21 protein-coding genes and 3 pseudogenes are annotated in these 24,563 nt (G+C 39.7%); 2 read left to right on the top strand and 22 right to left on the bottom strand.

Annotation, left to right across the window (positions count from 1 at the left end; translation table 11 throughout):
* Positions 1–22 precede the first annotated feature (22 nt).
* The 22 genes and pseudogenes from OFO12_RS01810 to OFO12_RS01910 form a co-directional block, all read right to left on the bottom strand.
* Positions 23–2,953 (bottom strand): RecB-like helicase, encoded by a 2,931-nt coding sequence (locus tag OFO12_RS01810; RefSeq protein ID WP_270869250.1) that lies wholly within the window; start codon positions 2,951–2,953, stop codon positions 23–25.
* On the bottom strand, positions 2,946–5,336 hold the full coding sequence (locus OFO12_RS01815) for a PD-(D/E)XK nuclease family protein (protein ID WP_270869251.1): 2,391 nt from the start codon (positions 5,334–5,336) through the stop codon (positions 2,946–2,948). The genes OFO12_RS01810 and OFO12_RS01815 overlap by 8 nt, the downstream gene beginning before the upstream one ends.
* Positions 5,317–5,853 (bottom strand): 4-hydroxy-3-methylbut-2-en-1-yl diphosphate synthase, encoded by a 537-nt coding sequence (locus OFO12_RS01820; protein ID WP_270869252.1) that lies wholly within the window; start codon positions 5,851–5,853, stop codon positions 5,317–5,319. The genes OFO12_RS01815 and OFO12_RS01820 overlap by 20 nt, the downstream gene beginning before the upstream one ends.
* Complete coding sequence (locus OFO12_RS01825; RefSeq protein ID WP_270869253.1) at positions 5,840–6,439, bottom strand: TPM domain-containing protein; 600 nt, start codon at positions 6,437–6,439, stop codon at positions 5,840–5,842. The genes OFO12_RS01820 and OFO12_RS01825 overlap by 14 nt, the downstream gene beginning before the upstream one ends.
* A 103-nt stretch (positions 6,440–6,542) precedes the next feature.
* Positions 6,543–6,764: a DUF4006 family protein gene (locus OFO12_RS01830; RefSeq protein WP_270862192.1), complete on the bottom strand. Its 222-nt coding sequence runs from the start codon at positions 6,762–6,764 to the stop codon at positions 6,543–6,545.
* 10 nt (positions 6,765–6,774) lie between these two features.
* Positions 6,775–7,626: a c-type cytochrome gene (locus OFO12_RS01835; RefSeq protein ID WP_270869254.1), complete on the bottom strand. Its 852-nt coding sequence runs from the start codon at positions 7,624–7,626 to the stop codon at positions 6,775–6,777.
* Position 7,627: 1 nt separating this feature from the next.
* Positions 7,628–7,846: a cytochrome c oxidase, cbb3-type, CcoQ subunit gene (locus OFO12_RS01840; RefSeq protein ID WP_270858401.1), complete on the bottom strand. Its 219-nt coding sequence runs from the start codon at positions 7,844–7,846 to the stop codon at positions 7,628–7,630.
* A 9-nt stretch (positions 7,847–7,855) separates the two neighbouring features.
* On the bottom strand, positions 7,856–8,548 hold the full coding sequence (gene ccoO, locus OFO12_RS01845) for a cytochrome-c oxidase, cbb3-type subunit II (RefSeq protein ID WP_270858402.1): 693 nt from the start codon (positions 8,546–8,548) through the stop codon (positions 7,856–7,858).
* A 10-nt stretch (positions 8,549–8,558) separates the two neighbouring features.
* Positions 8,559–10,010, bottom strand: coding sequence for a cytochrome-c oxidase, cbb3-type subunit I (ccoN, locus tag OFO12_RS01850; protein ID WP_442867883.1), 1,452 nt, complete (start codon positions 10,008–10,010; stop codon positions 8,559–8,561).
* A 182-nt stretch (positions 10,011–10,192) separates the two neighbouring features.
* Positions 10,193–10,441, bottom strand: a pseudogene (locus tag OFO12_RS08060) (helix-turn-helix domain-containing protein); the annotation flags it as partial.
* 90 nt (positions 10,442–10,531) lie between these two features.
* Positions 10,532–10,879 (bottom strand): annotated as a pseudogene (locus tag OFO12_RS08065) (response regulator transcription factor); the annotation flags it as partial.
* A 65-nt stretch (positions 10,880–10,944) separates the two neighbouring features.
* Positions 10,945–11,607 (bottom strand): sulfite exporter TauE/SafE family protein, encoded by a 663-nt coding sequence (locus tag OFO12_RS01860; protein ID WP_270869255.1) that lies wholly within the window; start codon positions 11,605–11,607, stop codon positions 10,945–10,947.
* On the bottom strand, positions 11,604–12,722 hold the full coding sequence (gene carA / locus OFO12_RS01865; protein WP_270858406.1) for a glutamine-hydrolyzing carbamoyl-phosphate synthase small subunit: 1,119 nt from the start codon (positions 12,720–12,722) through the stop codon (positions 11,604–11,606). The genes OFO12_RS01860 and carA overlap by 4 nt, the downstream gene beginning before the upstream one ends.
* A complete protein-coding gene (locus OFO12_RS01870; RefSeq protein WP_270858407.1) occupies positions 12,719–13,270 on the bottom strand; it encodes a DUF507 family protein in 552 nt (183 codons plus the stop codon). The genes carA and OFO12_RS01870 overlap by 4 nt, the downstream gene beginning before the upstream one ends.
* A 12-nt stretch (positions 13,271–13,282) precedes the next feature.
* Positions 13,283–14,531, bottom strand: a pseudogene (locus OFO12_RS01875) (adenylosuccinate synthase).
* 2 nt (positions 14,532–14,533) lie between these two features.
* Positions 14,534–15,391 carry an ATP phosphoribosyltransferase regulatory subunit gene (locus OFO12_RS01880; protein ID WP_270869256.1) on the bottom strand — a complete coding sequence of 286 codons (858 nt, stop codon included), beginning with the start codon at positions 15,389–15,391 and terminating at the stop codon, positions 14,534–14,536.
* Positions 15,388–19,509: a sensor domain-containing diguanylate cyclase gene (locus OFO12_RS01885; protein WP_270869257.1), complete on the bottom strand. Its 4,122-nt coding sequence runs from the start codon at positions 19,507–19,509 to the stop codon at positions 15,388–15,390. Before OFO12_RS01885 ends, OFO12_RS01880 begins: the two co-directional genes overlap by 4 nt.
* A gap of 49 nt (positions 19,510–19,558) precedes the next feature.
* Positions 19,559–20,248 (bottom strand): molybdate ABC transporter permease subunit, encoded by a 690-nt coding sequence (gene modB, locus OFO12_RS01890; RefSeq protein WP_270869258.1) that lies wholly within the window; start codon positions 20,246–20,248, stop codon positions 19,559–19,561.
* Positions 20,241–21,104, bottom strand: coding sequence for an ABC transporter ATP-binding protein (locus OFO12_RS01895; protein WP_270869259.1), 864 nt, complete (start codon positions 21,102–21,104; stop codon positions 20,241–20,243). Before OFO12_RS01895 ends, modB begins: the two co-directional genes overlap by 8 nt.
* Complete coding sequence (locus OFO12_RS01900; protein ID WP_270869260.1) at positions 21,097–21,480, bottom strand: hypothetical protein; 384 nt, start codon at positions 21,478–21,480, stop codon at positions 21,097–21,099. The genes OFO12_RS01895 and OFO12_RS01900 overlap by 8 nt, the downstream gene beginning before the upstream one ends.
* Positions 21,477–22,244, bottom strand: coding sequence for a molybdate ABC transporter substrate-binding protein (gene modA, locus OFO12_RS01905; RefSeq protein ID WP_270869261.1), 768 nt, complete (start codon positions 22,242–22,244; stop codon positions 21,477–21,479). Before modA ends, OFO12_RS01900 begins: the two co-directional genes overlap by 4 nt.
* 52 nt (positions 22,245–22,296) lie before the next feature.
* Positions 22,297–23,073 (bottom strand): TOBE domain-containing protein, encoded by a 777-nt coding sequence (locus OFO12_RS01910; RefSeq protein WP_270869262.1) that lies wholly within the window; start codon positions 23,071–23,073, stop codon positions 22,297–22,299.
* Between the two features lie 186 nt (positions 23,074–23,259).
* On the opposite strand from OFO12_RS01910, the gene OFO12_RS01915 reads away from it, so the two are divergent.
* Entirely contained in the window at positions 23,260–23,970 is a 711-nt protein-coding gene (locus OFO12_RS01915; protein ID WP_270865865.1) for an MlaA family lipoprotein, read from the top strand.
* A 2-nt stretch (positions 23,971–23,972) separates the two neighbouring features.
* Positions 23,973–24,560: a Tgt2/MlaC family protein gene (locus OFO12_RS01920; protein ID WP_270869263.1), complete on the top strand. Its 588-nt coding sequence runs from the start codon at positions 23,973–23,975 to the stop codon at positions 24,558–24,560.
* Positions 24,561–24,563 lie beyond the last annotated feature (3 nt).

Below are 24,563 nucleotides of genomic sequence, written 5' to 3' on the forward strand. Positions count from 1 at the left end.
ACTCCCATTTTGGGAGTTAAATTTATTCTTTTACCTCTTCGATTTTTACAGAATTTTCTAAAACCACGATAAATGTGCGAACACTCAAATTTGGATTTTTGCTTGATAGGATTAAATCTTTTTTGTATGATTTAATCTGTTTTTTGTTTTTTTCTAAAAAATATGGAGAGCTTTTGTAGTCAAAAAGCAAAACCTCATCATCTCTAACGCACATCAAATCCACCCTAGAAACTCCACCATTTTCCCGTTTTATCGAAATTTCTTTGTAAATTTCGCACCCTGATATGTATAATAAAAACTCCTCATTAGCGCACAAGCTTTCGACCTTTTGCCTAATCTCATCAAAATCGCTCGAATCCAAATATTTCGCATAGCGATTTTTTGCCAAATTTAGCGCACTCTCCAAGCTAGAAATCTCAAAATCATCGAGCATTTCAAGCGTGTAGTGCAACGCCTCGCCCTTATAAACCTTGCTAAATTCCGCCACGACAGCCCTATCGCTGGCTCTTTCATACTCTGTGATATTTTGTTTCGCGACTGGTTGTAGATTTATCTTTTTTGGTTTTTGCACTAGCGCTGGCGTAACGCTACTTGGTATGATATAGCCATACTCAAAATCCTCGATAACTAAAAATTTCTTATCCACTTTATTTGAAGTATAAAGCGTAAAATAGCTAGGGTTGTTTCCGTTTAAAACACCGCCTTTTTTTACGATTATCAGCGATTTTTCGGCTCTTGTAAAGCCCACATATAGCTTGTTGAAAACCTCGGCTCGCTCTAAATTTTCGCTATCTTTTTTAAATTTTGCATACTCTGCATCGTAAATTTCTCTATTTGTCATGCGGTATTTTATGCGCCACTGTCCGTCGTAACCTAGCATAAATTTATCCCTATCGCCGCCTCCTTTACTAAGCAAATCGCACAAAATCACATGCGCAAATTCTAGCCCCTTTGACTTATGCACTGTCATAATCTTGACCCCACTAAGCTCCTTGGCATAGGCATCGCTGTTATCATCTGCGAAAAGATACTGCACGAAACTATCATACTTTTGCAAAATTTCAAAAAATATGAGCAAATTTTCATCGCCAAAATTTAGCCCCAAATTTTCAGCGATTGTCTTAGCTACGCTCACAGGCTCATCGCTTAGCGAAACTGGGCTAAATTCTGGCTTGTCGCTTAAATTTAAAAGCGATTTTATATTTAAAGCGTGAATTTCATCTTTGCTAATTAGATACTTCGCATACTCGCTAATCGCCTTAACTTGGGGCGTAGCAATTAGTTTTTTCGTAGCGCCAGTCGAAGATGGAATATTTTTTAGCGACAAAAGCTCTTGTATCTTTGCTACATCTTTATTCGTCCAGCACAAAATCGCTATGTCACTAGGGCTTACGCTATGCTCTTTAATCAAGCGTATAGCCTCGCTTACAGCGCCCTCGCAAACATCTTCGTATGTCTTAGCGCAAATATAGCCAAAATCGTCGTCATCTGGCGTGAAAAACGATAAATTTTTATTTTCTTTTGGGAATTTTAAAATTTTATCCAAAACCTCTGCGCTAAATTTGCTCTCATTAAATTTATTTGCTTCTTGCGGTTTGTAATCGTATTTTTCGCCCGTTTCTTCATTTGCCACCAAATCCCCAAAAATCGCATTTACAAATCGAACCAAAAGCTTTAAACTGCGATAATTTTTTGGCATAGTTTCCAAAACTATTTGATTATGCCTATCTTTGAGCGAATCGAAAAGCTCCTTTTTTGCCCCGCGAAATTTATAGATACTTTGCTTTTTATCGCCCACATAAAAAAGGCTTCCTAGCCCGCTTTGACCGAGCCCTGCGACGATTTCATCGATCAAAGGAAGCATGATTTCATACTGCAAAACGCTGGTGTCTTGAAACTCGTCGATTAAAAGGTGCTTGATTTTTGAATCTAGCCTAAAATAGAGCAAATCGTTGTGCTCTCCAATCTCGCCAGTTTTGCAAAACAGCTCATGCACGCCCACGCTAACATCAGAAAATGTCATCTTAGCGCTTTTTTTGCTAAGTTCTTTTTTGTTTTGTGAGTAGAAATTTAGAAATTTTGCCAAAGATGAAATTTGGTAATTTTCAAATTTTATCGCATATTCAAGCATTGCACGCTTTAAATTTGCAAATTCCTCATCTAAATCAGGCGAAAAAGCCTTAGCAAAAGTTCTGTAATCTAAACTTGGTTTATCAAACCACGGCCTAGTCTTTGTGTTACTTAGCTCACTGATACTGCTGGTTGGAGCCATATAGTTTAGTTGTTTATCGCTCGCTTTATTGCGCACTAAAATTCCGTGCATACGGGCTAAAATTTCATTGATTTCGTCTAAATTCGGAGCTTTGCTTTGGCTAATATCTGCGCTTATTCCATTTTCCCACAGCTCGCTAATGCCACCAAAAAACGCTTGTTTGCTTAAATTTGCATCGTTTATGTATTCATACATTTTGCCCGATAATTCATCGTTTTTGAAAGCTTCTTTGATAAAGGCGTCATTTTGGGCTTTTAGTATATTATCGTCGTTTTGAAAATTTGGATTAATCCCCGCATTTAGGGCAAACGCGCGCAGTATTTTGCCAAAAAACGCATCAAAGGTCGAAATATTTAAAGCGCAATCCATAAAATTCGCCAAATGCTCATCTCTAAGGCGCAAAATTTCCTCTTTTTCCTTACCCAAAAGCACGCAAAGCGCGTCAAGCTCAGCCTCTTTTTGTGGCGTGTGAAGCAGCGAAAATGTATCGATTATGCGCACCTTCATCTCAGCGGCCGCTTTTTTAGTAAAGGTCAAAGCCAAAATTTCATTTATATTCTCACCCAAAAGCACGAGCCCCACAAACCTAACCGCCAAAGAAAATGTCTTTCCGCTACCCGCACTAGCTTCAAGCGCTAGATATCTTGCGTCCTTGCCTTCATTTGTTTTCATCTTAATCATTGATTTCGCCTTTACAGATTATTTTATACGCGCAATATTTGCATGCACCGCTCTTGCTCGTGCGCTCAAAGCTCATTTCGCTTTCGCAAAGCGCTCTGATTTCTTCAAATTTTTCAGATAAAATTTCAAACGCGCTTTTTGTGGCATCATCTTTTTCGTTTTCATCGAAAACAAATTTTTTATCCCTTAGCGAGAGATACGCAGCATCCATTTCATCATCACCCAAAAGAGCTTTGTAGAATTTTAGCTGCATTGATTTGGCGTTGTAATCGCCTCTTTTGTAATCAATAATAAATCTATCGCCACTTTCGTTTGTGTCTATGCGATCGATTTTTCCGCTAATTGTGGCAAATTCGTTAAATTTAACGCCATCAAAATTCGCCTCACTTTGCGAAAAATTCCATTTTTGCTCGTGTTCAACTATGGTTTTAGCCAAAAATTTAACCCTGCATAAATCATAATAAATGCTGTAAAAATCGGCATTTTTTTTCATGGCCTTTTTAAGGTAAATTTCCTCAAATTTTGCGTAGTCAAATTTAGGGTATTTAGCGTAATACTCCTCAAACGCCTCGTGCAAAATATTTCCCATAGAAGCGTTATCCTCGCCAAATTTCAGCCCCTCTTTGATATTTAAAATATATGAGTAATAATACTTTCTTTTGCATGTGCTAAATGTATCAAATCTAGCGTGCGAAACAGGCTCGGCAAAAAAATCATGCTTCATATTTGGCGTAAAATCGCTAAATTCTGGCTTTTCATAGAGCTTGCCATTAAAAATGCGCAAATAATCTTGCATGCTAAACTCGTCCATATCCTCTTGCGTGTTAAAATTTTTCAAAAACCTAGACGGCGATTTTTCCGCCGTGTCGTGGTAGCAAATCGCCGCTTTTTTTGCGCCAAAAATCAAACAAGAGTAATAAAACCTCTGCAAATCCTCCCTGTCTTTGTGGCTAATTAGCCCAGCCTTAGCCCGAAGAGTGCTGTTTAAAAACATCTCGCCCTCGCTTCGCTTTGGCACAAAATCATCGTTGAAATCAGGGATTATCACAGCCTCAAAGTTTGCACCACGACTCTCCAAAAGCCCCATTACAGTGACCTTTCCGCCATTAATATCATCGAGTTTGACATTTTTTAGCTCGCCAAGGAAAAGATCAATCAAATTTGACAGCGTAAGGTTTTCGCCAAATTTTTCGTTTAGAATTTTGATTAAAAATTTTGGCGATTTTAGCTTGTTTGTTAGGGCATCGTTTTTGGTTTTGACTGCGCGCAAAAGCTCATTTATACAAGCATCAAAAACCTCAAATTCTACACTTTTGTTGAAATTTTCTCTAAATTTATCAAAAATTTCTTCACTAATCCTGGCCTCTTTAAAAAACAAATCATACTCGTTTGGCAAATCCCGCGGCGTATCTTTGCCCAAATTTAGATATTGTGGGTTGAAATTTGGTCTTATGTTTTCTTTAATGCACTCTGAAATTTTAGCCAAACTCACACCAAATAGGCTATCTCTGACACTTTCGCCCATAGCGAAATTCAGCATTGGAGCGTTTTTGTTAATTTTTTCGTCCAAAGCTCTAAGGGTTTTAGCAAATTTCTCATCAGGCAAGATTACTGCGATTTTTTCTGGATTAATTCCAAGACTAATAAATTTTGAAATTTTCTCAAAAATATAGCAAGCCTGCAAAGCCCTAAGCTCAAATCCTTTTAGCACAATTTCGCTATTTTGCGGGATTGGCGCGGTGTAAGGCTCTAAAATTTTATTCTCGCTTAAATTTAGCTTGTAGCTAAATCCACTCTCAAAACTAAGCCCACAAAGCTCGCTAATACTACGAAGCGTTTTTTGATTAAATTTACTTGCCTTAAAATTTAGATAAATTTGCGTAACCTGCGAAGCTCGCTTTAAAATTTCAAACTCAAATTTACTCGGATTTCCGTCGATATCAATCTCAATGCTATCAAATCTTTTAAGATAGTTTTCGTTTAATTCATAAATTTGGGGAAGCGTGATTTCATCGTAGCTTTTAGCGTTTTGCAAAAAATTTTGGTAATTTTGCAAAAGCTCTTTTAAGATTTCGAAATGTTCGCTGTATTGCGCGTAAGTATCGCTAAAATCGAGAGTTTGCAGGCTCACCTTTTCGCTAGCAAGCTCTTTGAAAAATTTAAACAGATAATCTTTGTGTTGCATAAATTCGAAAAATTCACTTGGGAAACGGAGTTTTTCATTTGCATTTTTGGTATTTTTGACGGCCTCTTGCATAAAAAGTGTGCGCTCGATCTGCCCGCACTCATCAAAGCCATTTACAAAAACCGCCTTTTTGTAAAATTCGCTTAAACTCTCAGCGAAAACTATTCCGCCCTCTGCCCTATTTACGGCCTCCTTCAAGGATCTGTAAGTCGTAAATACCCGAAGTTGTTTTGGTTGCGTTGAATTCAAATTTGTAAAATCCTGTGTCTATGGAATCTGAAATTTTCGCCATTACCTGCCACCTGCCAAGCTTTTCGATACTAAAATTTTCGCTTCGTAACGCACCATCTAAAAACTGCGTATTAAGCCTTTTATCAAAATCCGTGCTATCTGGTCTAGTAAGTAAAATTTCGGCTGAGATTTTATCAAATTTGGCATTATTTTTCACTTTTATCGGCAAATTTAGGCTAAATTTTTCTGTATTTTGCGGATTTGAAATTTCAAAATTTACCTCATATTTTTTTTCAAAATTTTGCTGTTTTAGCTGAATTTCGTTGTAATTCTCATCGACTTTTTGGTATTTATCGAAGTAAAAATTATCGCTATGCACCGGGTAATCTAGCGAGAAAATTATCGTCGCTACGCACGCTGCGATGATTGCTACTATGCTAAATGCGATACCATAGGGCCAGAGAGTTTTTTTATTTTGCGCCATTTTTTCTGCCTTTTTTGTATAGATATGAGCCCAACGCGAAAATCAGCGTCGCGTAAAAAATATAGCGCAAGAAATTTATGAAATTGTTGTTTGTATTGCCGATAGAATTCTCCAACCCAACACCCTTTGAAGCGGCGATTTGGTCGCAAATCTCGGCATATCCGTTTAAAAGCGCAGCGTTATAAACGCCGATTTTTTGGGTTTGGTTTAGATCTTTTTTTTGCGAAGCGATGATTGGGATTATACGGCCACGGCTTCCCACACTTAAAATTTGCTCTCTATCAAAAAGTACTAACGCCTCAGGCGAGCCGTAAATTTCGACCTTATGCTCAGCCTCGGCAAAGACTAAAAGTGCATAAGGCGAGCTTAAATTCGAAGCGAAATTTAGGGCATAATTTTCTAGGCTTGCGCCCCCAAGGCTCTGCGTGGCTAGGACATAGACGCCTACGCCGGTTTTATCCTGCGTCTCAGCGCCTAAAATTTCGATTTTTTCTGCAAGCATAGGCGTGATAATTTCGCCTGTGTTTAAAACAAATTTTGCCTGCGCTAAAATGCACAGGCAAAAAATCGCAAAAATTGCTCTCATTAACCGATAAATAGGATATTTCTAGTCAAAACAGAGGCAGCAGTTGCCACAGCCAAAGCGATACAACCAAGTAAAATCAATTTTTCAATCAATGCATCACTCATCACTTATCCTTTATCACAAATACTTTTTTTTGCGTATCGACTGAGCTTTTTTCGCTTACAGAGCTAATGTCTTTTAGCTCATAAGGCTTATCCATGACGGCTTGCTGTGTCTTAATGCCAAGGCAGGTAAGGCATGCAAGAATTGATAGCAAAAGCGCAGTTGCGATTAGCATTCCAGTTACGCCATTTAGCGCAAAAACCGATCTTTTTACATTTTCCATAATCGCCCCTTTATTTGATAGAGTTGATATACTCGCCAACGGCGCGTTTTTGCACATCGTTTAAACGCCCGTCATCAAAGGCTGGCATTGTGCCAATAAAGCCTTTTTTGCCACGATTTAGCACATCGACGCTAAATTCAGCCGAGCCATATTTGCTAAGATCTGGCGAACTTCCGTCCATACCCTTGCCGTCATCACCATGGCAAGCAGCGCAAGTAGGCCATAGCTCTCTACCTTTTTCAACCAAATTTTCATTTTTTGTAGCTTTTAAGCTAGAAATTTCTTTTGCCATAAATGCAGCTACTGCTTTTGCGTCATCAGGGCTAACCATACCTGCTGGCATTTCGCCAAGTGGATAATTTAGTCCTTTTGAGCCTTTGTTGATAGCGTCAATTATGCCAGCTTCTTTGCCCCATTTAGTAAGGTCAGCAGACTCGCCGTCGATTCCATCTCCGTCAAGTCCGTGGCATTGTGAGCATTGCACCAAATACACCGACTCGCCCATAGCTTTTAGCGTAGTGCTATCGGCGTTTGCATAGGTTTTTTCAAATTTAGCGTTGTGCGCCTTTACCTCATCGTTATACTCGCCGATTTGTGAGTAAGAATTTAGCGGATAAGCGATGAAAAAATACACTAACGCATAGACAAACATCAAAACAAAACATATAGCCCAGCCTTTTGGCAAGCCATTTTTTAGCTCGGCAATTCCGTCAAAATCTTCGCCAGTTGTCTCGGTAGTTTCGTTTAAGCTTTTACTTTGACCAGCATATTTTTTAACGATAAAAGCCGTAACTGCGACAAGTATAAACGACGCTATCAGCGCCGCAACATTAACATTATCGCTTAAATTTAGCCATTTCATATCATTTTCCTTTTTCTTCTTTCGTAGGTGTGCGAGACTCTATGATTTCACTGCCAAGCTCATCATCAAGCGCCAAATTTGCATACTTTTCGTAGTTTCTGCGCCCTGTTTTTTCAGAGTGTTTCAAATGAAACCAGTATCCATAAACTCCAAGGCAGGCCAATATGACAAAAGCTATAAAGCCATAAGCTTGTAACTCTCTAATGAAATCAGCACTCATCGCAAACCCCTATTTTAAGCTATTTAAATATGCTATTAACGCAACGATTTCGCGTATTTCGCCGTTTTTAAATGCCGCTTTGACATCTTCGTCGCGCATATCATTTACGATTGCCTCAGCCTCTGCCATCATTTCAGCTTTATAGCTTTCGAAATTTGACATAGCGTCCTTGCTAGGATCAGCTTCGAGCTTTGGTGCGCCAGCTGTATCATAAGGGACATTGAAGGCTTTTTTAATCGTCAAAGCCTCAGCGTAGGCTGTTTGCATATCTGCGTTTTTCTTAAACATAGATTTGTATGCAGGCATGATTGATTTGCCGACTAGGACTTTTGGATCTTTCATGTGAGTTTCATGCCAGCCTGTGGTTCTGTTGCGTCCGACCCTAGCAAGATCTGGACCAGTTCTTTTCGAACCCCACAAAAATGGTCTATCATAAGCAAATTCGCCACTTTTTGAATAATCGCCATATCTGTCTGTCTCTGATTTAAACGGACGGATAAGTTGTGAGTGGCAGGCATTACAGCTCTCTTGTATATAGACATGGCGACCAGCGAGTTGCAAAACAGTATATGGTTGTTTGCCCTCGATTGGACGAGCGCTATTAGCAAAATCTGGCAAAATCGTAACGATACCAGCATAAGCGATGACTACAAAAACACCAACCGCAAAAAAGAACGGATTTTTTTCTAACCAACTAAACATCTTTCTCTCCTTACGCAGCCATAGGTGAAGCGCTTCTAGGCTCTTGGTCTAAGCTTCTGCCTGCGCGAATAGACATCAAGATATTATATACAAACATACACAAACCTATGAAGTATAATAAACCACCAATCGCTCTAATCCAATAATAAGGAACTAGCGCGCTAACTGTATCTATAAATGAGTATAGCAAGTTGCCATAATCATCAGTTGCTCTCCACATCATACCTTGTGTGATACCAGCAATCCACATTGAGCTGAAAAATAGCACAACGCCTGTTGTTTGGATCCAAAACTGAGCTGTCATTAAAGATTTTGAATAAAGCTCTCTTTTAAACATTCTAGGCACCATGTGATACATAGCAGCGATTGTCATAAATCCAACCCAGCCAAGTGTGCCGTCATGGACATGTCCTGGGATCCAATCTGTAAAGTGCGCTAGGGCATTTACTGATTTGACAGAAAGAATCGGACCTTCCAAAGTAGAGAATAGATAAAAAGTAGAAGCCAAAATCATAAATTTGATTAGCGGGCTCTCTCTTAGCTGATTCCACTCGCCTCTCATTGTAAGGAGCATATTAATACCTGTTCCCCAAGACGGCAAAATCAAAACTACTGAAAAGACAGAACCCATAGTCTGAACCCAATCAGGAACTGGACCGTGAATAAGGTGGTGACCGCCAGCCCATAGGTAGATAAACATCAATCCCCAAAATGAGAACAAAGATAGTTTATATGAGAAAATCGGCTGACCGCTCTCTTTTGGCAAGAAATAATAAATTTCAGCGATAATCGCTACGGTAAATACGAACGCAACGGCGTTGTGACCGAACCACCATTGAACCATAGCGTCGTTTGTGCCAGCATACATTGATACAGAGTGTATCCAGCTACCCATGCCAGTAAGCAATCTAGTTGGGATTTCCATGTTGTTAAACAAATATAGCATAGCAACGCCAAGGAAGGTAGCGATATAATACCAAACAGAGATATAAAGCGTTTTTTCGCGTCTGATACCGATTAGACCAAAAATGCTAATTCCCCACAAAACCCACACGACAACAACCAAAATATCGATAGGCCACTCTAACTCAGAATACTCTTTTGATGTCGTAACGCCAGCCAAAAGCGAAACCACAGCGAGTAAGATGATTAGGATATAAATCACAAAGTGCAATTTACCCACGCACATCAAAAATTTTGATTCGCTCATCGATGCTTTTAAAACTCTCTGTCCTACATAATACCATGTAGCCCAAATTCCAGATAGCATAAAACCATAAATGACACCATTTGTGTGTAATGGTCTAAGTCTGCCAAATGTACCATACTCTCCAAGCAAGTAGTTAAGATCTGGATATGCTAGCTGAAATGCTATAAGCGTGCCTATAAGCATACCGATGATACCAAATGCAAGAGTAGAATACAAAAACAATTTCGCCACTGTATAATCGTAGCTTAGCATCTTGCCACTGCGTAATGCCTGTTCAGGATTCATAAAACCCTCCTTTAAAATTTGGTTAAAAGTCGAGAAACTTTATGGAGGATTATAAGAGTTAATAAGTTTTAAAAAGCTTAAATTTGACTTTTTATTAACTTTTTGTTTGCAAAAGTTTTAAAGATGTGACATTTTTATCAACAAAAATTTTACTCTTTTTTAGATTCGATTTTATAGCCCAAACTTGGGATATTTTTGATAACATCTGCGCCGATTTTATCTCGAATTCGTTTGATAAAAGTTCTGATTGCCACATCTGAGACCGAGTTGTCGTTCGCCCAGACATATCGTTTAATCTCTTCGTGCAAGACCAAAGTATCGATTCGCGAGACCAAAAGCGAAATAAAGGCTAACTCTTTTTTCGTAAGTGAAATTTCCTCTTCGCCGTGAGTTAAGACCCTTTTTAGCGGATCAAAGCTATATCCGCCTGAAATTTCTACCACGCTGCTGACGCTAAGTTTCGCGCTCATTAGGCTTTTTATCGCTTCTTTAAATTCTTCCATATCAACAGGTTTTATGAAGTATTTGGCTACACCTGCCTCGATTGCCCCTAGAAGCTGAGCCTTCTCGCTAAATCCGCTAAGCACGACAACTGGGGTATCTGGGGAGATTTGTTTGATTTGGCGTGTCATTTCAAGCCCGTCTTCGATAGGCATCAAAATATCTGTAACGACCAAATTTGGATTGTATTTTTTAAATTTTTTAAGTCCCTCTACGCCGTCTTTGGCCTCATAGACATTTTTAAAAATTCCTTCAAATGTATTTCTTAGAGAGTTTCTCATCTTACTCTCATCTTCGACCAACAATATGCTTAAATTTTTTAAAATATCACTCATAAAACGCCCCTTAAAATGTAATTTGTCATTTTTTCAAAATTTAACTTATATAAGACTTAAAAAATTTATCTTGTGAGAATAAATCCACAATAAGCCCAATAAATTCCAAAAATAATTATGATAAATGAAGAGATATAAAGCATAGCGCGCGAAAATTTTGCGCTGATGAAATTCGCCACGCCACCAAAAGCTAATAGCGCAGGCAAGGTAGATAATCCAAAAACTGCCATTACAAGCGCGCCCTGCATGGCATCGTGGCTCATTATCGCCATGGCTAGGTAGGTATATACTAGCCCGCATGGCAAAAGTCCGTTTAAAAACCCAAGCAGACAAAACCCCAAAATATCCTCCCTGCCAAGGGCGAATTTCATAGGTTTGGCTAAAAAAAGATTATAAATTTTTTGATTTTCGATAAATTTTAAAAGTGCGCCCCGTTTTAGTAGGGCAATCCCAAAAATAATTAGCAAAATTCCCACGCCAAACTGCATAAAACCAGCCGTTTTATCGCCAAAAACTATGACCGAGCCAAATGCCCCACCAAGTGCGCCAAGCATGATATAAGCGCAAATTCTACAAATTTGATAAACAAGCGAGAAAAAAAACGCCCTAGCAGGGCTAAGGCTAGATAATTTTGCGTTATAAGCTATCACAAAGCCCCCGCACATGCCAATGCAGTGCGTCAAGCTCAGCATTAGCGTGGCGGGTATGATAGCAAAAAAACTAATCATAAAATTTCTAAAAATTCTTTGAAAATGTATTTGCTTTCGTTTGGTCCGGCACTCGCTTCTGGGTGGTGTTGGACTGAAAAAACAGGGTAGTTTTTGTATCTCACGCCCTCGATTGTGCCGTCAAATAGATTTCTGTGCGTGATATCGCAAATCTCAGCTATGGATTCTGGCACATTGTAGTTGTGGTTTTGCGCTGTGATTTCGATAGATTTGTTAAACAAATTTTGCACAGGGTGATTTGCGCCGTGCTGGCCAAATTTGAGTTTGTATGTCTCATAGCCCATAGCGTTTGAGAGAAGCTGATGACCAAGGCAAATGCCAAAAATCGGAATCCTAGCCTCGATTATCTCTTTGATTTGCGCGATTTCATCTTTTAGCATTTTTGGCTCGCCAGGACCGTTTGATAAAAATACGCCGTGAATTTCGCCAGAGTTAAATTTATCAATCAGCGTTTTTGCCTTAGTATTATACGGGAAAACTTCCACGCTAAGGCCCAAATCGCAAAGCTCATTTAGGATATTTCGCTTCACACCATAATCCATTACGGCGATTTTTTTGCCATTTTTTTTCGGCGTGCTATAAGCGCCTTTATTCGCGTCCCAATGACCTTTTTCGTGGATATATGGGGTTTTGGTGCTTACAATGCTGACATAATTGACCTCTTCAATCCTAGCTGAGTCTTGGAGAGCTTTTTTCAAGGTTTCCTTGTCGCTGATTTCAGTCGAGACAAAAACCCGCAAATTTCCCTCATCGCGGAGCATTTTTGTAAGATACCTCGTATCTATATCATATACGCCAAATTTGCCGTTTTTGATGAAATACTCTTCTAAATTTTGCTCGGATCTGAAATTTGAGGGAGTGTTGTTAAACTCGCGGATGAAAATTCCACTAGCGTGAATTTTGCCACTCTCCTCATCGTCGCTGTTCGTGCCTACAATGCCGATTTCTGGCATAGTGAATACTATAAACTGCCCAGCATAGCTAGGATCTGAGATGATTTCTTCATATCCTGTAATAGAGGTGTTAAATACAAGCTCACCAAAGGCACTTCCACCCTTGCCAAACGCCTTTGCCTCCAAAAACACGCCGTTTTCTAAATAAACATACGCTTTCACAGCATACCTCTTTTTTTAAGCTCTTTTTCGTAAGTTTGCGCAAACACAAGCTCGTATTCCTCGGTGCCTGGGATTAGCTTTTTGCCATGTCCTTGCATGAGTTCATAGACATCTTCTTCGATTTTTTTGTAAATTTTCAAATACCCCTCGATTGAGTTGTAAATGATAGTTTTGATGCGGTTTTCGCTCACTTGATAATCTACTAAATTTTTCTTCCAAATCGTCTCTAAAATTTCATGCGAGATATTTGAGTATCTATCCTCGAAAATCAGCTCGAAATTCTCTTGTGCGGCGAGTTTGCGCTTGATGAGCCAAAACATATCTTTTTTATTTACATTCATTTCGTCAAATTCATCGATTCTCTCGTCCATTAGCTCATTTGCGCGCTCGTCTATGGCTTTTTCTTTTTGCAAATCAGTTTTGATGATTTCTGAGGCTACCTTGGCTATGGGCTCGACGCCAGAGCTAAGCGTAACCATGCCAGAATTTAATATATCTATCGCAATTTTTTGCGCTATGTATGGAACATGTGCTAGTTGTATTCGCATTATCCGCCTTTCTTATAATATAATTGTATCTGTTCGCTCAGGGCTAGTAGAGATAAATCCTACCTTTGTGCCTGTTAGTTCCTCGATTTTTCTAATATAATTTTGCGCATTTTGTGGCAAATCTTCAAATTTATTAATTCCTTTTACGCTATCCCAGCCCGGCATTTCCTCATATACAGGCTCTACCACGCCAAGCTCGATTGGGAAATAATCAATCACTTCGCCATTTATTTTGTATGCTTTGCAAATTTTAATACTCTCAAATCCGTCTAAAACATCTAGTTTCATAAGGGCAAATTTATCAATTCCGTTGATTCTAGATGTGTATTTCGCCGCTACGCCGTCAAACCACCCACATCTGCGTCTTCTACCTGTCGTAGTGCCAAACTCATGTCCGATTTCGCATAATTTATCGCCATACTCATCTTTGGCCTCTGTTGGGAAAGCGCCGTTTCCTACGCGCGTAGTATAGGCTTTAACGATTCCGATGACCTCGCCAACATCTTTTGGCGCTAAGCCAAGACCTGTGCAAGCCCCAGCTGCGATAGTCGAAGAGCTAGTCACATACGGATATGTGCCGTGATCGATATCTAGCAAGCTTCCTTGTGCGCCCTCTACAAGGACTTTTTTATCATAATCAAGCGCCTTCCAAATCATATTAGTTGTGTTTGCGATATATGGTTCTAGCACAGATTTGTAGCGTTTGATTTCCTCGTAAATTTCCATTTTATCAGGAATTTTGATATTTAAACTCTCGAAAAGTTGCGCCCTGCTCGCAAAATCCCTAACTAGGGCTTCTGTTAATTTCTCTGGCTCTAAAAGCTCGATTATGCGGTGTCCTGTGCGCGAAATTTTATCCGCATACGCAGGTCCGATACCCTTGCCTGTGGTGCCAATAGCCTTATCACCTTTTAATTTTTCCTTAGCTTGGTCGATTAGTGAGTGATACTCTAAATTTAAAAACGCCTTTTCGCTAATAAAAAATCTACCCTTCAAATCCCCAAATTGCGCCATTTCAGTGATTAAAACATCAGGGTTAATGACCACGCCATTTCCGATGATATTTATGATATTTTTGTGCAAAACACCGCTTGGGACTAGGTGAAGCGCGTATTTTTCGCCATTTACGATGATTGTATGACCGGCGTTGTGTCCGCCGCAGCTTCTGCATACGAAATCGTAATTAGCACTAATCATATCTACGATTTTACCTTCCCTCATCGCCCCATTGAGCGCCTACGATTACATCAACCTTACTCATGTTTAATCCTTTATCATTAATTTTTCTATCAATGCATCAACCAAAAGTGCAAAACCACTCGACTTCAATCCGTCAATCTCATAATTTCCGCCATTGCAAAGCACGCTATTTTCGTCTAAAAATCTAAAAAATAGCGCCTTGTAATAGCGCATTTTTGAATAATACAAAAGTGAAACTCTGATATTTTTATACTCTACGCCTAAATTTAAAATTTCATCTAAACAAGGCTTGATCTCCTCTGGGACGATTTTTCGTAAATTCTCCACATCGTCCAAATTTGTCGCACGCGCTGTTTTAGATAGCCAGTCGCAGTTTTGAGCCAAAATCGTCTCGATCTCGCCCTTTTCAAAAACGCTAATCGGTAAATTTAGTATTTCGCAAATTCGCTTTGGAATTTCGATATTGCTTAGTTGCAAAACAGGTTCTAAGCTAAATTCTCTAAAAATTTCTATTGCGATTTTTATCGCCAAGGCTAGGTTGCTCTCATCTATTAACTCTGCGCCGATTTGGTAAAATTCCTCGCTAGGGTATTTAAATGTAGGCTGGATATAAAAAAGTCTTTTTAGGCTTTCATCTTTTAGTCTTCGGCGCACGATTCGCACGACATCGACCGTGCTATCGGCACGGAGTGCGATTTCGTGGTTGCTAGGATCAGAAAATTTCAAAAGCTTCGCCCCAGCCACGCTTAAATGCTGATGATACGAAAAATATGGCGTGAGAATTTCGCTAAATCCGTGATTTTCTAAAATTTTACTAGCTTTGTTTTCGAGTTCTCTTTTTAGTTTTGCGCTTGTGCCAAAATATAGGCGCGAACCATTTGGTATTTCGTGATCAAAGTCCGCACTGACGCTATTTATCATGATTCCTCCAAATTTAGTATAAACTTATCTACTCGCGCTTTGTATTTTGTAATGAAGTTTTGTAAATCTTCAAATTCAAGCGCAAGAATATCCAAAATTTGCTTATTAATTTCTGTATTTAGCATAAATTTATGGCTTGTGGATTTTTCGATTCTGGTTTTAATCTCTTTGATTTCTTCTTGGAAAACTTCAAAGCGAAGATCGGTGATATCGCCGTGTTCTGCGTTTTCTAAAAATTCAAGCGCGATATTTTTGTAATCAAGGGCAATCAAAAAGTTTTCAAACTCATCTTTTGTGATTGGCTTAGCACCCTTGGCCTCTTTTAGTTTGGCGATGATAGCGGTGATTTCTCTTCTATCGACGGCCTTTCCGAGGAAATTTCCTTGCATAAAATTAAATTTGAAATTTTTAAGCAAACGGCGTGAGAGCGCATTTTCGATACCCTGTGCGCCTAGTTTTTCAAATTTCAGCTCGCCGCGCAAGTATTTCACCAAATCTAGCAGATTTTTTATACCTTCACGCTTTTTGGCGACATCTAGGCAGAGCCTCATATCGATTTTAATGATATCAAAAGGCATACCTTTTAGGTATTTTGAATTTTGGTGATTTGCATTATTTAGAGCAAATTTAATGCCAAAATCAGCGTATCTTTGTCTAATGAGTTTGAAATCAGTCGCGGTTCTGTCGTTAAAATCGGTGATTTCAAACATAAATAGCTCAGTCTTTGGCGCGTATTTTTCTATCGCGCGCGAAGCAAAATGGTAAAATTCATCGCTTTTTAGCACTTCTAGGCTGATATTTATCGAGCAGAGAGAATTTGTCTCTTTGTTAAATTTCAACATTTGCGTAAATGAAAATTTAGAGATTAAAATTTCAAGTTTCGGCTCTCTGATATCAAATAAAAAGTCGCTAGGTAGCAAAACGCCCAAATTTTCGCGTCGCCAACGAAGCAAAAGTTCGTAGCCATAAATTTTGTCTTTATCATCGATGATAGGCTGATAAAGCATGAAAAATTCGTTATTTTCGATAGATTTTTTCAGCCTTTCCTCGCTGATTTGTAAATCATCGAAATTCTCTTTATCAAAGATACAATATCTATTTTTTCCGCTCGTTTTAGCGCGATACATCGCCCGATCTGCCCTGCTTAAAAGCTCGTTAAAATCGATTTCTTCGCTTCCGTCGTAAAACGCCGCACCCACGCTCACGCTCGCACTTACCTCGTTGCCGTCAAGATTAAATTTTTTATTCGCAATTCCTAAAAGTCGCTCTAATAGCGCGTGCGCTGCTTTTTCGTCTTTCAAATCCCCGATAATCGCGCCAAACTCATCTCCACCAAGTCTGGCTAAAATATCGCCCTTGCGAAGTAGGTTATTCATAGTCTTGCTGACTTCTTGCAAAAACAAATCCCCCACATCGTGGCCGAAATTATCATTAATCGCCTTAAATCCGTCAAAATCTATAAATAGCACAGCCGCAAGCCTGTTTTGTTCCTTTGCCGCGCTTAGATACTCGCCCGCTGCGTTCATAATGTAGATTCTATTTGGCAAGCCTGTGAGCGCGTCGTGGTGAGCGATTTTGACAAGCTCGCTCTCTTTTTTCTTAATCTCAGAAATTTCGTTAAACATTAAAATATAGTTGCTTACCACGCCAAATTCATCTTTTATCGCGATAGCCGAAAACAGCGCAGGGAAATCATCGCCGTTTTTCTTGACGCAGTAAATTTCATCTGTATAGCTTAGGCTCTCTTTGTCAAGCTTTTCCTTGATTTCGCCCATTATACCGCCGTCGTGATCTACTCTGAAATACTCTGGCACCTCGCCCACGACATCGGTTTCGCTAAATTGCATAATCGTATAAAACGCCCTATTTGCGCGGATAATCCTACCAATATCATCTGTGATGACAATCGCCTCTAACGACCTTAAAAATACATTTGAATTTAAATTTAGCTCAGCTTCAATGTCTTTTTTAGTGGTGATATCCTCGATAGTAGCGACGATTTCTTCGGCACCGCCACTTCTTTTTTCTTTTTTGCTAGCATATCCTTGCAGGCTAATCCACGCGTATTTTAGCTCAGCATTTCCTTGATCGCTATCGCTTAGCTCGTCATTTAGCTTGATTCTGATTTCGCATGAAATCTCATCGCTTATGCCTAGCTTGCATTTGTTAAGTTCGTCGTTAAATTTCTTCAAATCCACATAGTAAATTTTCGCTACGAAATCGCCTATACTCATCTCTGTATCGACGCTGGCTTCCTTACTACCTAAAATCTCCATATACTCTTTGCTAAGCATGATTTTTTTAGCTAGCAAATCAATCGTGCATGGGCTATACGATCTGGTTTTTAAAAGCTCTTCGTTGCTTTTCATATCTGATTTAAGTTTGTTGATTTCCATGAGCTTATCGTGTATGTTGGTAAAATACATAACGACTTTGCGCTCTTTTTTATACAGACAAATCGTAATCTCATAAAACGCTCTAATCGAATTTCTATGCAAAATCGGATAAACCCGCTTAGTAACCTCGTTATTTTGCCTAGTATCACTCATAAGGTTTCTTAGCTCGTTTTGCAAAGAATCGGCGTCGCTTTTTTGAAATAAGCTCCAAAAATATGTTTTGCCCTCTAAAATTTGAGTATTTTCATATCCCCAAATTTCACGCGAACTAGCGCTGACATCGATTATTTCGCCACCTTTGATGACTACGGTTACGATTGGGGCGTCATTTAGATATTTATACTTTTCTTTGGTATCGGTGTAAAATTTGCGGTATTTTGAAGCATCAAGTAGGACATAAAGCACCAAAATATCCTCGCCATTGCGCACAAAGGTCTTTTTGATATACATATCCTTTTTGCCGTTTGGGGTATCGTGCGTGTGGATAACATAATTTTCTTTGGTGTAAAGTGAAATTTGGCTTTGGCGGGCGTTTTCATACAGCGAAGTCGCTTCTAGCGTAAAGATATTTTTGCCCACGATATCATCGCCGTAAAGCTCCTTGGCTCTAAGGCTAGCGTTGTTTATCATGCCATTTGTGTTTTCGACGCTAAAAATCATTAGCGAGCTTTTTTTCAGCGCGTCGATAAATGTGAAATCCACCTTGCTAGCCCTGCCCGAATACTGCACGCTTTCATCGAGTTTTTGCGCGATTTCTAAAATTTGATCTAGTGCGCCCATGGTTTCGATTTTGGTCGCTGTGGATTTATACACACCGCCTGAAACCGAGCTGTGAAGCAGGTGCAAAGGATCGAAAATTCGGCGTTTTAAAAATTTGTAATTTAACAAAGTGATTAGCAAATACAAAAACAAAAACCCAAGCGCTAGCAAAACCAAAAGGTTTTTTAGGCTTAGATATTCTTTTAAATTTTTGCTTATCATTATGAAATTGTTAGAATCGTCAAATTTCTCAAAATAGACAAATTTGCGCTCGCCAAGGCTTTTTAAAATTTTGAGTTTTTTCTCGCCTTCAAAATCAAATCTATTTGTATAAAGTGCGAAAATATCGTTTGTGATATTAAAAATTTCGCCATCTTTGTTAAAAAGCAAAATTTCGCCAAGGCCGGTAAATTTGTCATTTAGCGAGGTTGTGTTTACAAAGGCTATCAAAAATGTATTTGCCTCGACCTTTTGGATCAAAAAATATCTATTTGCGCCATTAATCGGCATGAAGCGCGATATATAGCGGTTGTCTTTGATTTTTGAGATAAAATTATCAAGCCTAATCTCGCCCAAATTTGACATAGCCGAATCATTAAAATACGAAGCTATAACCTCGTCTTGATTACCCACAGCCCTGACATAAAAAATCGCGTCGAAATTTTGCTTTTGTAAGGCTGTATGCTCGATAAGACGGAAATACAAGGTTCTTCTTGCATACTCGTTTTCGGTTTTTAAACCTTGATAGGTTTTGAGGTTTTCAGATAAAATTTGAAGTTCGCTAAAAAGCTCGGCGTTGCGGTCTTTTACAGCGTTTTTTGCTACGCTTAATTTGGTAGAAAGCTCGGCTTGGATATTTGAGCCCACAAAGCCAAAAATGCAAAAAACAAGCGCGAAAATAGCCAAAATTCCAAGAATCAAAGCTATAAAAAATCGTTTGGTTATTACTCTTTTATCTTCCATTTTTATGCCAAAAATTTAAATTTTTCGCGCCATTTTAGCAAAAAAGTGATTAAAGTCTTATTTTATTTGACCTTTCTCCCAAAAAATGCATAGCCAAAAGCACCAAAAAGCTAAAAATCAGCATAATCGCCGAGTATAAATGCGCGCTGGTAAAATCCAAAATTTCAGTCGCCTCATAAATCGCGATCGAAGCTACCTTGGTCTGCTCGTTCACAGAGCCCCCTATCATCAGCACCACGCCAAACTCTCCCATAGTGTGCGCGAAGCATATCACCACAGCACTTATCAAGGACGGCTTCATCGCTGGTAGTAGCACCCTAAAAAGCGTAGCAAAAAAGCCCTTGCCTAGCGACCACGAAGCGTGGCGAAGCGAGATTGGAAGCGAACGAAAGCCACTAAGCATTGGCGAAAACATAAATGGTAGAGAGTAAATACAGCTTGCAATCACCAAACCGCTGAAATTAAAGACAAATCGCACACCAAAATTTTCATCGAAAAACCTGCCAAGCGTCGAATACGGCGATAAAAACACAAGCAGATAAAATCCAAGCACGCTTGGTGGAAGCACGAGTGGAAGCGAAATGACGCTTTCGATCACGCTTTTGGCGCGAAACTCCCTATACGCCATAAAATATGCCAAAAACAGGCAAATCCAAAACAGAGTAAATGTCGTCACCACCGAGAGTTTAAGCGAAATCAAAAACGGCGTGAGGTCTAAATTTCGTAAAGCTTCAATCATTGTTTTCCTCGATTTTTTTCAAATTTATATTAAAGGCCTTTGCGCCCACGCTCACGCTATCGCCCACGCGCAAATCCCTAGCCTCGCTCACGCTTAAAACCACTTCGCAAAGCTGAGCTCCAACAGCGATTATAGCGATATTTACGCCACCTGCTTCGCGCAAAGCAACCACCTTGCCACGAAAGCTAAATTTTTGCGAACCGCTAGTTTGCAAGAAAATTTCACTTGGCGAACCCTCGCGCACAAGGCTTCCATTTTTTAGCTCATACACACGCTCGCACAGCCTGTAAATCTCGCTGATATCGTGGCTGACAAGGATAATTGTAGGGCGAAATTTCTCATGGATTTTTTTGAGATAGTCTTGGATTTTTTCACGGATTTTATAATCTAGCGCCGATAACGGCTCATCAAGTAGCAAAATTTCTGGGCTTTGCATGAGCGCGCGAGCCAGTGCCACGCGCTGTTTTTGTCCGCCAGAGAGCTGCGAAATAGCGAAATTTGCGTATTTTTCAAGCTCTAAAAATTTTAGCATTTCGCCCGCTTTTTGCAAATCTTTTTTGGCAAAAAGTAGATTTTCTATCACGCTCATATTCTCAAAAAGCGCGTAGTCTTGGAACAAAAAGCCGATTTTTCGCTGCTTAGCATGCATAAATTTTCGCCCATTATCTAGCGTGATTTCGCCGTTTGTAATCGCCCCGCTATCTATTTTCATAAAGCCAGCAAGTAGCCTTAAAATCGTGGTTTTACCAGATCCGCTAGCCCCATACAGACAGACAAAGGCGCCCTTTTTTATCTCTAAATTCACGCTGATTTTAAAATTTTCGTTTAGCCGTTTTTCGCAATCAATCTTAATCATAAATTTTCTCTATAAAAATCGCGCTTGCATTTGCATAAATGTAAATTTTATCGCCCACGCAAAGCCCTAAATTTCGCACGCTCTGTGTGGTTGCGATAATGTCAAATTCTAAATTTTGCCCGCTTTTGCAAAAGCTTAAATTTGATAAAATTTCGCCAAATTTAATATCTGAAATTTTGGCGCAAATTTCATTTTCTGCCGAAATTTCGCATTTTTTGCGCGCCAAAAAAGCCTGCGTCGCTTTCAAGCCAATTTCTACGCCAGATCCCACACTAATGGGCTTTGGGAGTTCTAAAAAAACTCCACAAAGCCCGTGAGAGAAAAGAATTTTATAAATTCCCTCGCTCGCTAAAATTTGCTCTACCCTAACTCTCAAAACTCATATCCGTATTTGGCGAAAATTTCCCTGCCCTTATCGCTTAAAATAAAGTCATAAAATGCCTTTGCTTCGGCGTTGTTTTGGGCTTTTTTAAGTATTACCATGCCTTGCGCGATTGGCTCGTAAAGCGAGCTAGGCACAAGCACGAAATGTTTGCCCTCCTCGCACGGCGCACCTGCGCAACCGCCCTCTTTCATTTTTGGCGCATACATCGCACTTGCTGCCACAAAGCCGATATCTGCCGCGCTTAGCGCCTGAGTTAGGGCTTCACCGATTGATTTAGCCTCGACAATTTTTCCTTTTACGCTATCAAAAATTTCAGCCTTTTGCATAGCTTCCACGCTAGCAGTGCCGTAAGGGGCTGTTTTTGGGTTTGCGATAGAAATCGTTTTTACCTTTTCGTCTTTTAGCGCGTCAAGCCCTTTCCCTAGATCCACGCCACGCACGCTAAACATCGCTACTTTGCCCTTGGCGTAAGTTTGCGCCTTTGCCGTAGCAAAACCAGCCTCAAACAAATCATCGGCAAATTTCATATCAGCTGCCATAAAAATATCAAATGGTGCGCCGTTTTTGATCTGCGTATTTAGCGCGCCACTTGCGCCAAGACTCACATTTAGCTTAGTATCTGGGTTTAGCTTTTCGAACTCAGCCTTAATCTCGTCAAAAGCGTAAGTCGTATTCGCAGCCGCTGCGATAGATACCTCGCCCGCATTTAGCACGCCACATAGCGCAAGAGCGCACAAAAAAAACTTTTTTTTCATATATTCTCCTTTAAAATGAAATTGATTAAATTTTAAAATATAAGCTTTAAAATCACACGCCGATAATGATATCATCGGGCTCTATGCACGCCATCACCTCATCGCCCACGCCCAAATTTAGCTCATTTGCGCTTTTGCGCGAAATTATGGCGATTATGTTTTGATGACCTGCGGTATCAAGGCAAATTTGAGCGTTTTTAATGCCGATTTTGACATCACTGATTTTGCATTTCACGCCGCTACGCTCGCCCAAATTTTCGCCTTTTAAAATTTTCACACTTGGGGCTTTGAATATTAGCAAAACCTCTTTGCCAGGCCTTAATTCTAGGTTTTTTTCACTTTCGATTGTGATTTGTGCATCTAGCTTCTGGCCACCTGAGAGCGTGAGCGTGATTATGCTATCGACCGCGCCTCTGCTAATCTCGCTAATTACGGCGTTTAATTGATTTCTGGCTGAGAGTTTTATGCCAATTCGCTCCAAGGCGATTAAATTTTCATCGCTGATATCATCGGCCTTTAAAATTTGCTCCAAAAAGCTATCGCCGACCCTGCTGATGATATCATAGGAGCGAATTAGGCTTTTAGCGTAGTCAGTGAGCTCCGAGCCACTATTTTTTTTCGAGCCTTGCGCGCGAGAAATCAGAGGCTTTTTACTGGCGTTGTTTATCAAATTTAGGCTATCCCAGCAGTTTTTGTAACTAATGCCGATTTTTTGGGCGGCTTTGGTGATTGATTTAGTCTCATCGACAGCTTTTAGCAAGGCGATATGGCGTGAAATCAGCGTCGTATCCTTGCTAAGATAAAGTTCTAGCGCAAATTTAGCGTTCATAAATTTTCCTTTTTATTTCATTTACTTTTTGTGATTTTGTCTGTATAAAATAATATATTTAAAAAGCTTAAAAATACCTTTTTATGGGATTTTATTTCATTATTTTAATTTTAATTTCACACATAGACAAAAATTTACTTAAATTTTGTAAAATCGCCCTTTCGATTAAATTTAAAAGGATAAGGGTTGAAATTTCATAGAGCTTTTTTATGCGCCGTTGCATGTAGCTGTGCGCTGTATGCCACCGATACTAGCGCTGAGATTGATGAGTTTGACGCCGAGTATAGTCAAAAGGAAGTTTTTGATCCGCTAAGTGGCTATAACCGCGTAATGACGGGCTTTAACGATGTGTTTTACCGCTATTTGGTGACACCTGTGGCCACAGGCTATGATTATGTCATGCCAGATCCCATACAAGGGGCGTTTGCGAACTTTTTCCACAATCTAATGTATCCAATGCGCCTGACAAACAACCTTTTACAGGGCAAATTCGAAAACTCATGGGACGAGACAAAGAGATTTTTGATAAACACTACAATCGGTTTTGCTGGGCTTAGCGACGCAGCGACCTTACATTTTAACATACCGCGCCACGATGAGGATTTCGGGCAGACACTAGGATACTGGGGCGTGCCAGCAGGACCACATATCGTCTGGCCGATACTAGGGTCTAGCAACCTGCGCGATACTTTCGGGCTTGTGGGCGACTTTTTCACCAATCCGGTAAATTACATCGATGATAACACCGTAAGTATGTCGGTAAATGCGTTTAGGATTTTTAACGATTACTCTCGCGATCCTGAATTTTACGAGAAAATGACAAGCGGGGCTGTGGATTTATACCCATTTTTACGCGATGCTTATGAGCAAAGCAGAGAACAAAAAATAAAGGAATAAAAATGAAATTTTTTAAAATTTTAACTTTGGCGTTTTTGCTTTTTAGTTTTTCACACGCTATTAGCGACGCTGATATCGAGCCAGTAATGAGCCAAAAGGTCGCCACAGCAGTTTCGATTATGAGGGACGGCGCGCTCGCAAAGGACGCAAAACCAGCCAAAATTTTCGCCCTATTTGACGAGTATTTTGACTATAAACAAATGGCAAAACTATCCCTTGCCAAGCATTATGCGAACCTTTCAGACGCCCAAATCGCCGAGTTTAACAAAGCTTACGAGGCGCATTTGAAACGCTCATTTATTGATAAACTCTCGCTTTATACCGACCAAGATATGAAAATTTTAAGCAAAGAAGCTCCAAGCGATAAAAGACGCGTGCTAAAAACGCAAATCATCGGCGAAGAGAAAAATTACGCAATAGATTTTAAATTTTTCCCAAATAACGGCGATTGGCGCATTTACGATGTCGATATCGTGGGTGTTAGCCTAATCCAAACCTACCGCTCACAATTTGGCGATGTCGCGCAAAATTTGGGCTTTGACGAGCTATTAAAACGCCTTAATGCGACCGTAATCGAAAGTGGCAAATAACGC

This window comes from Campylobacter sp. JMF_04 NA10 (genome assembly GCF_027737655.1).
GTDB lineage: Bacteria > Campylobacterota > Campylobacteria > Campylobacterales > Campylobacteraceae > Campylobacter_B.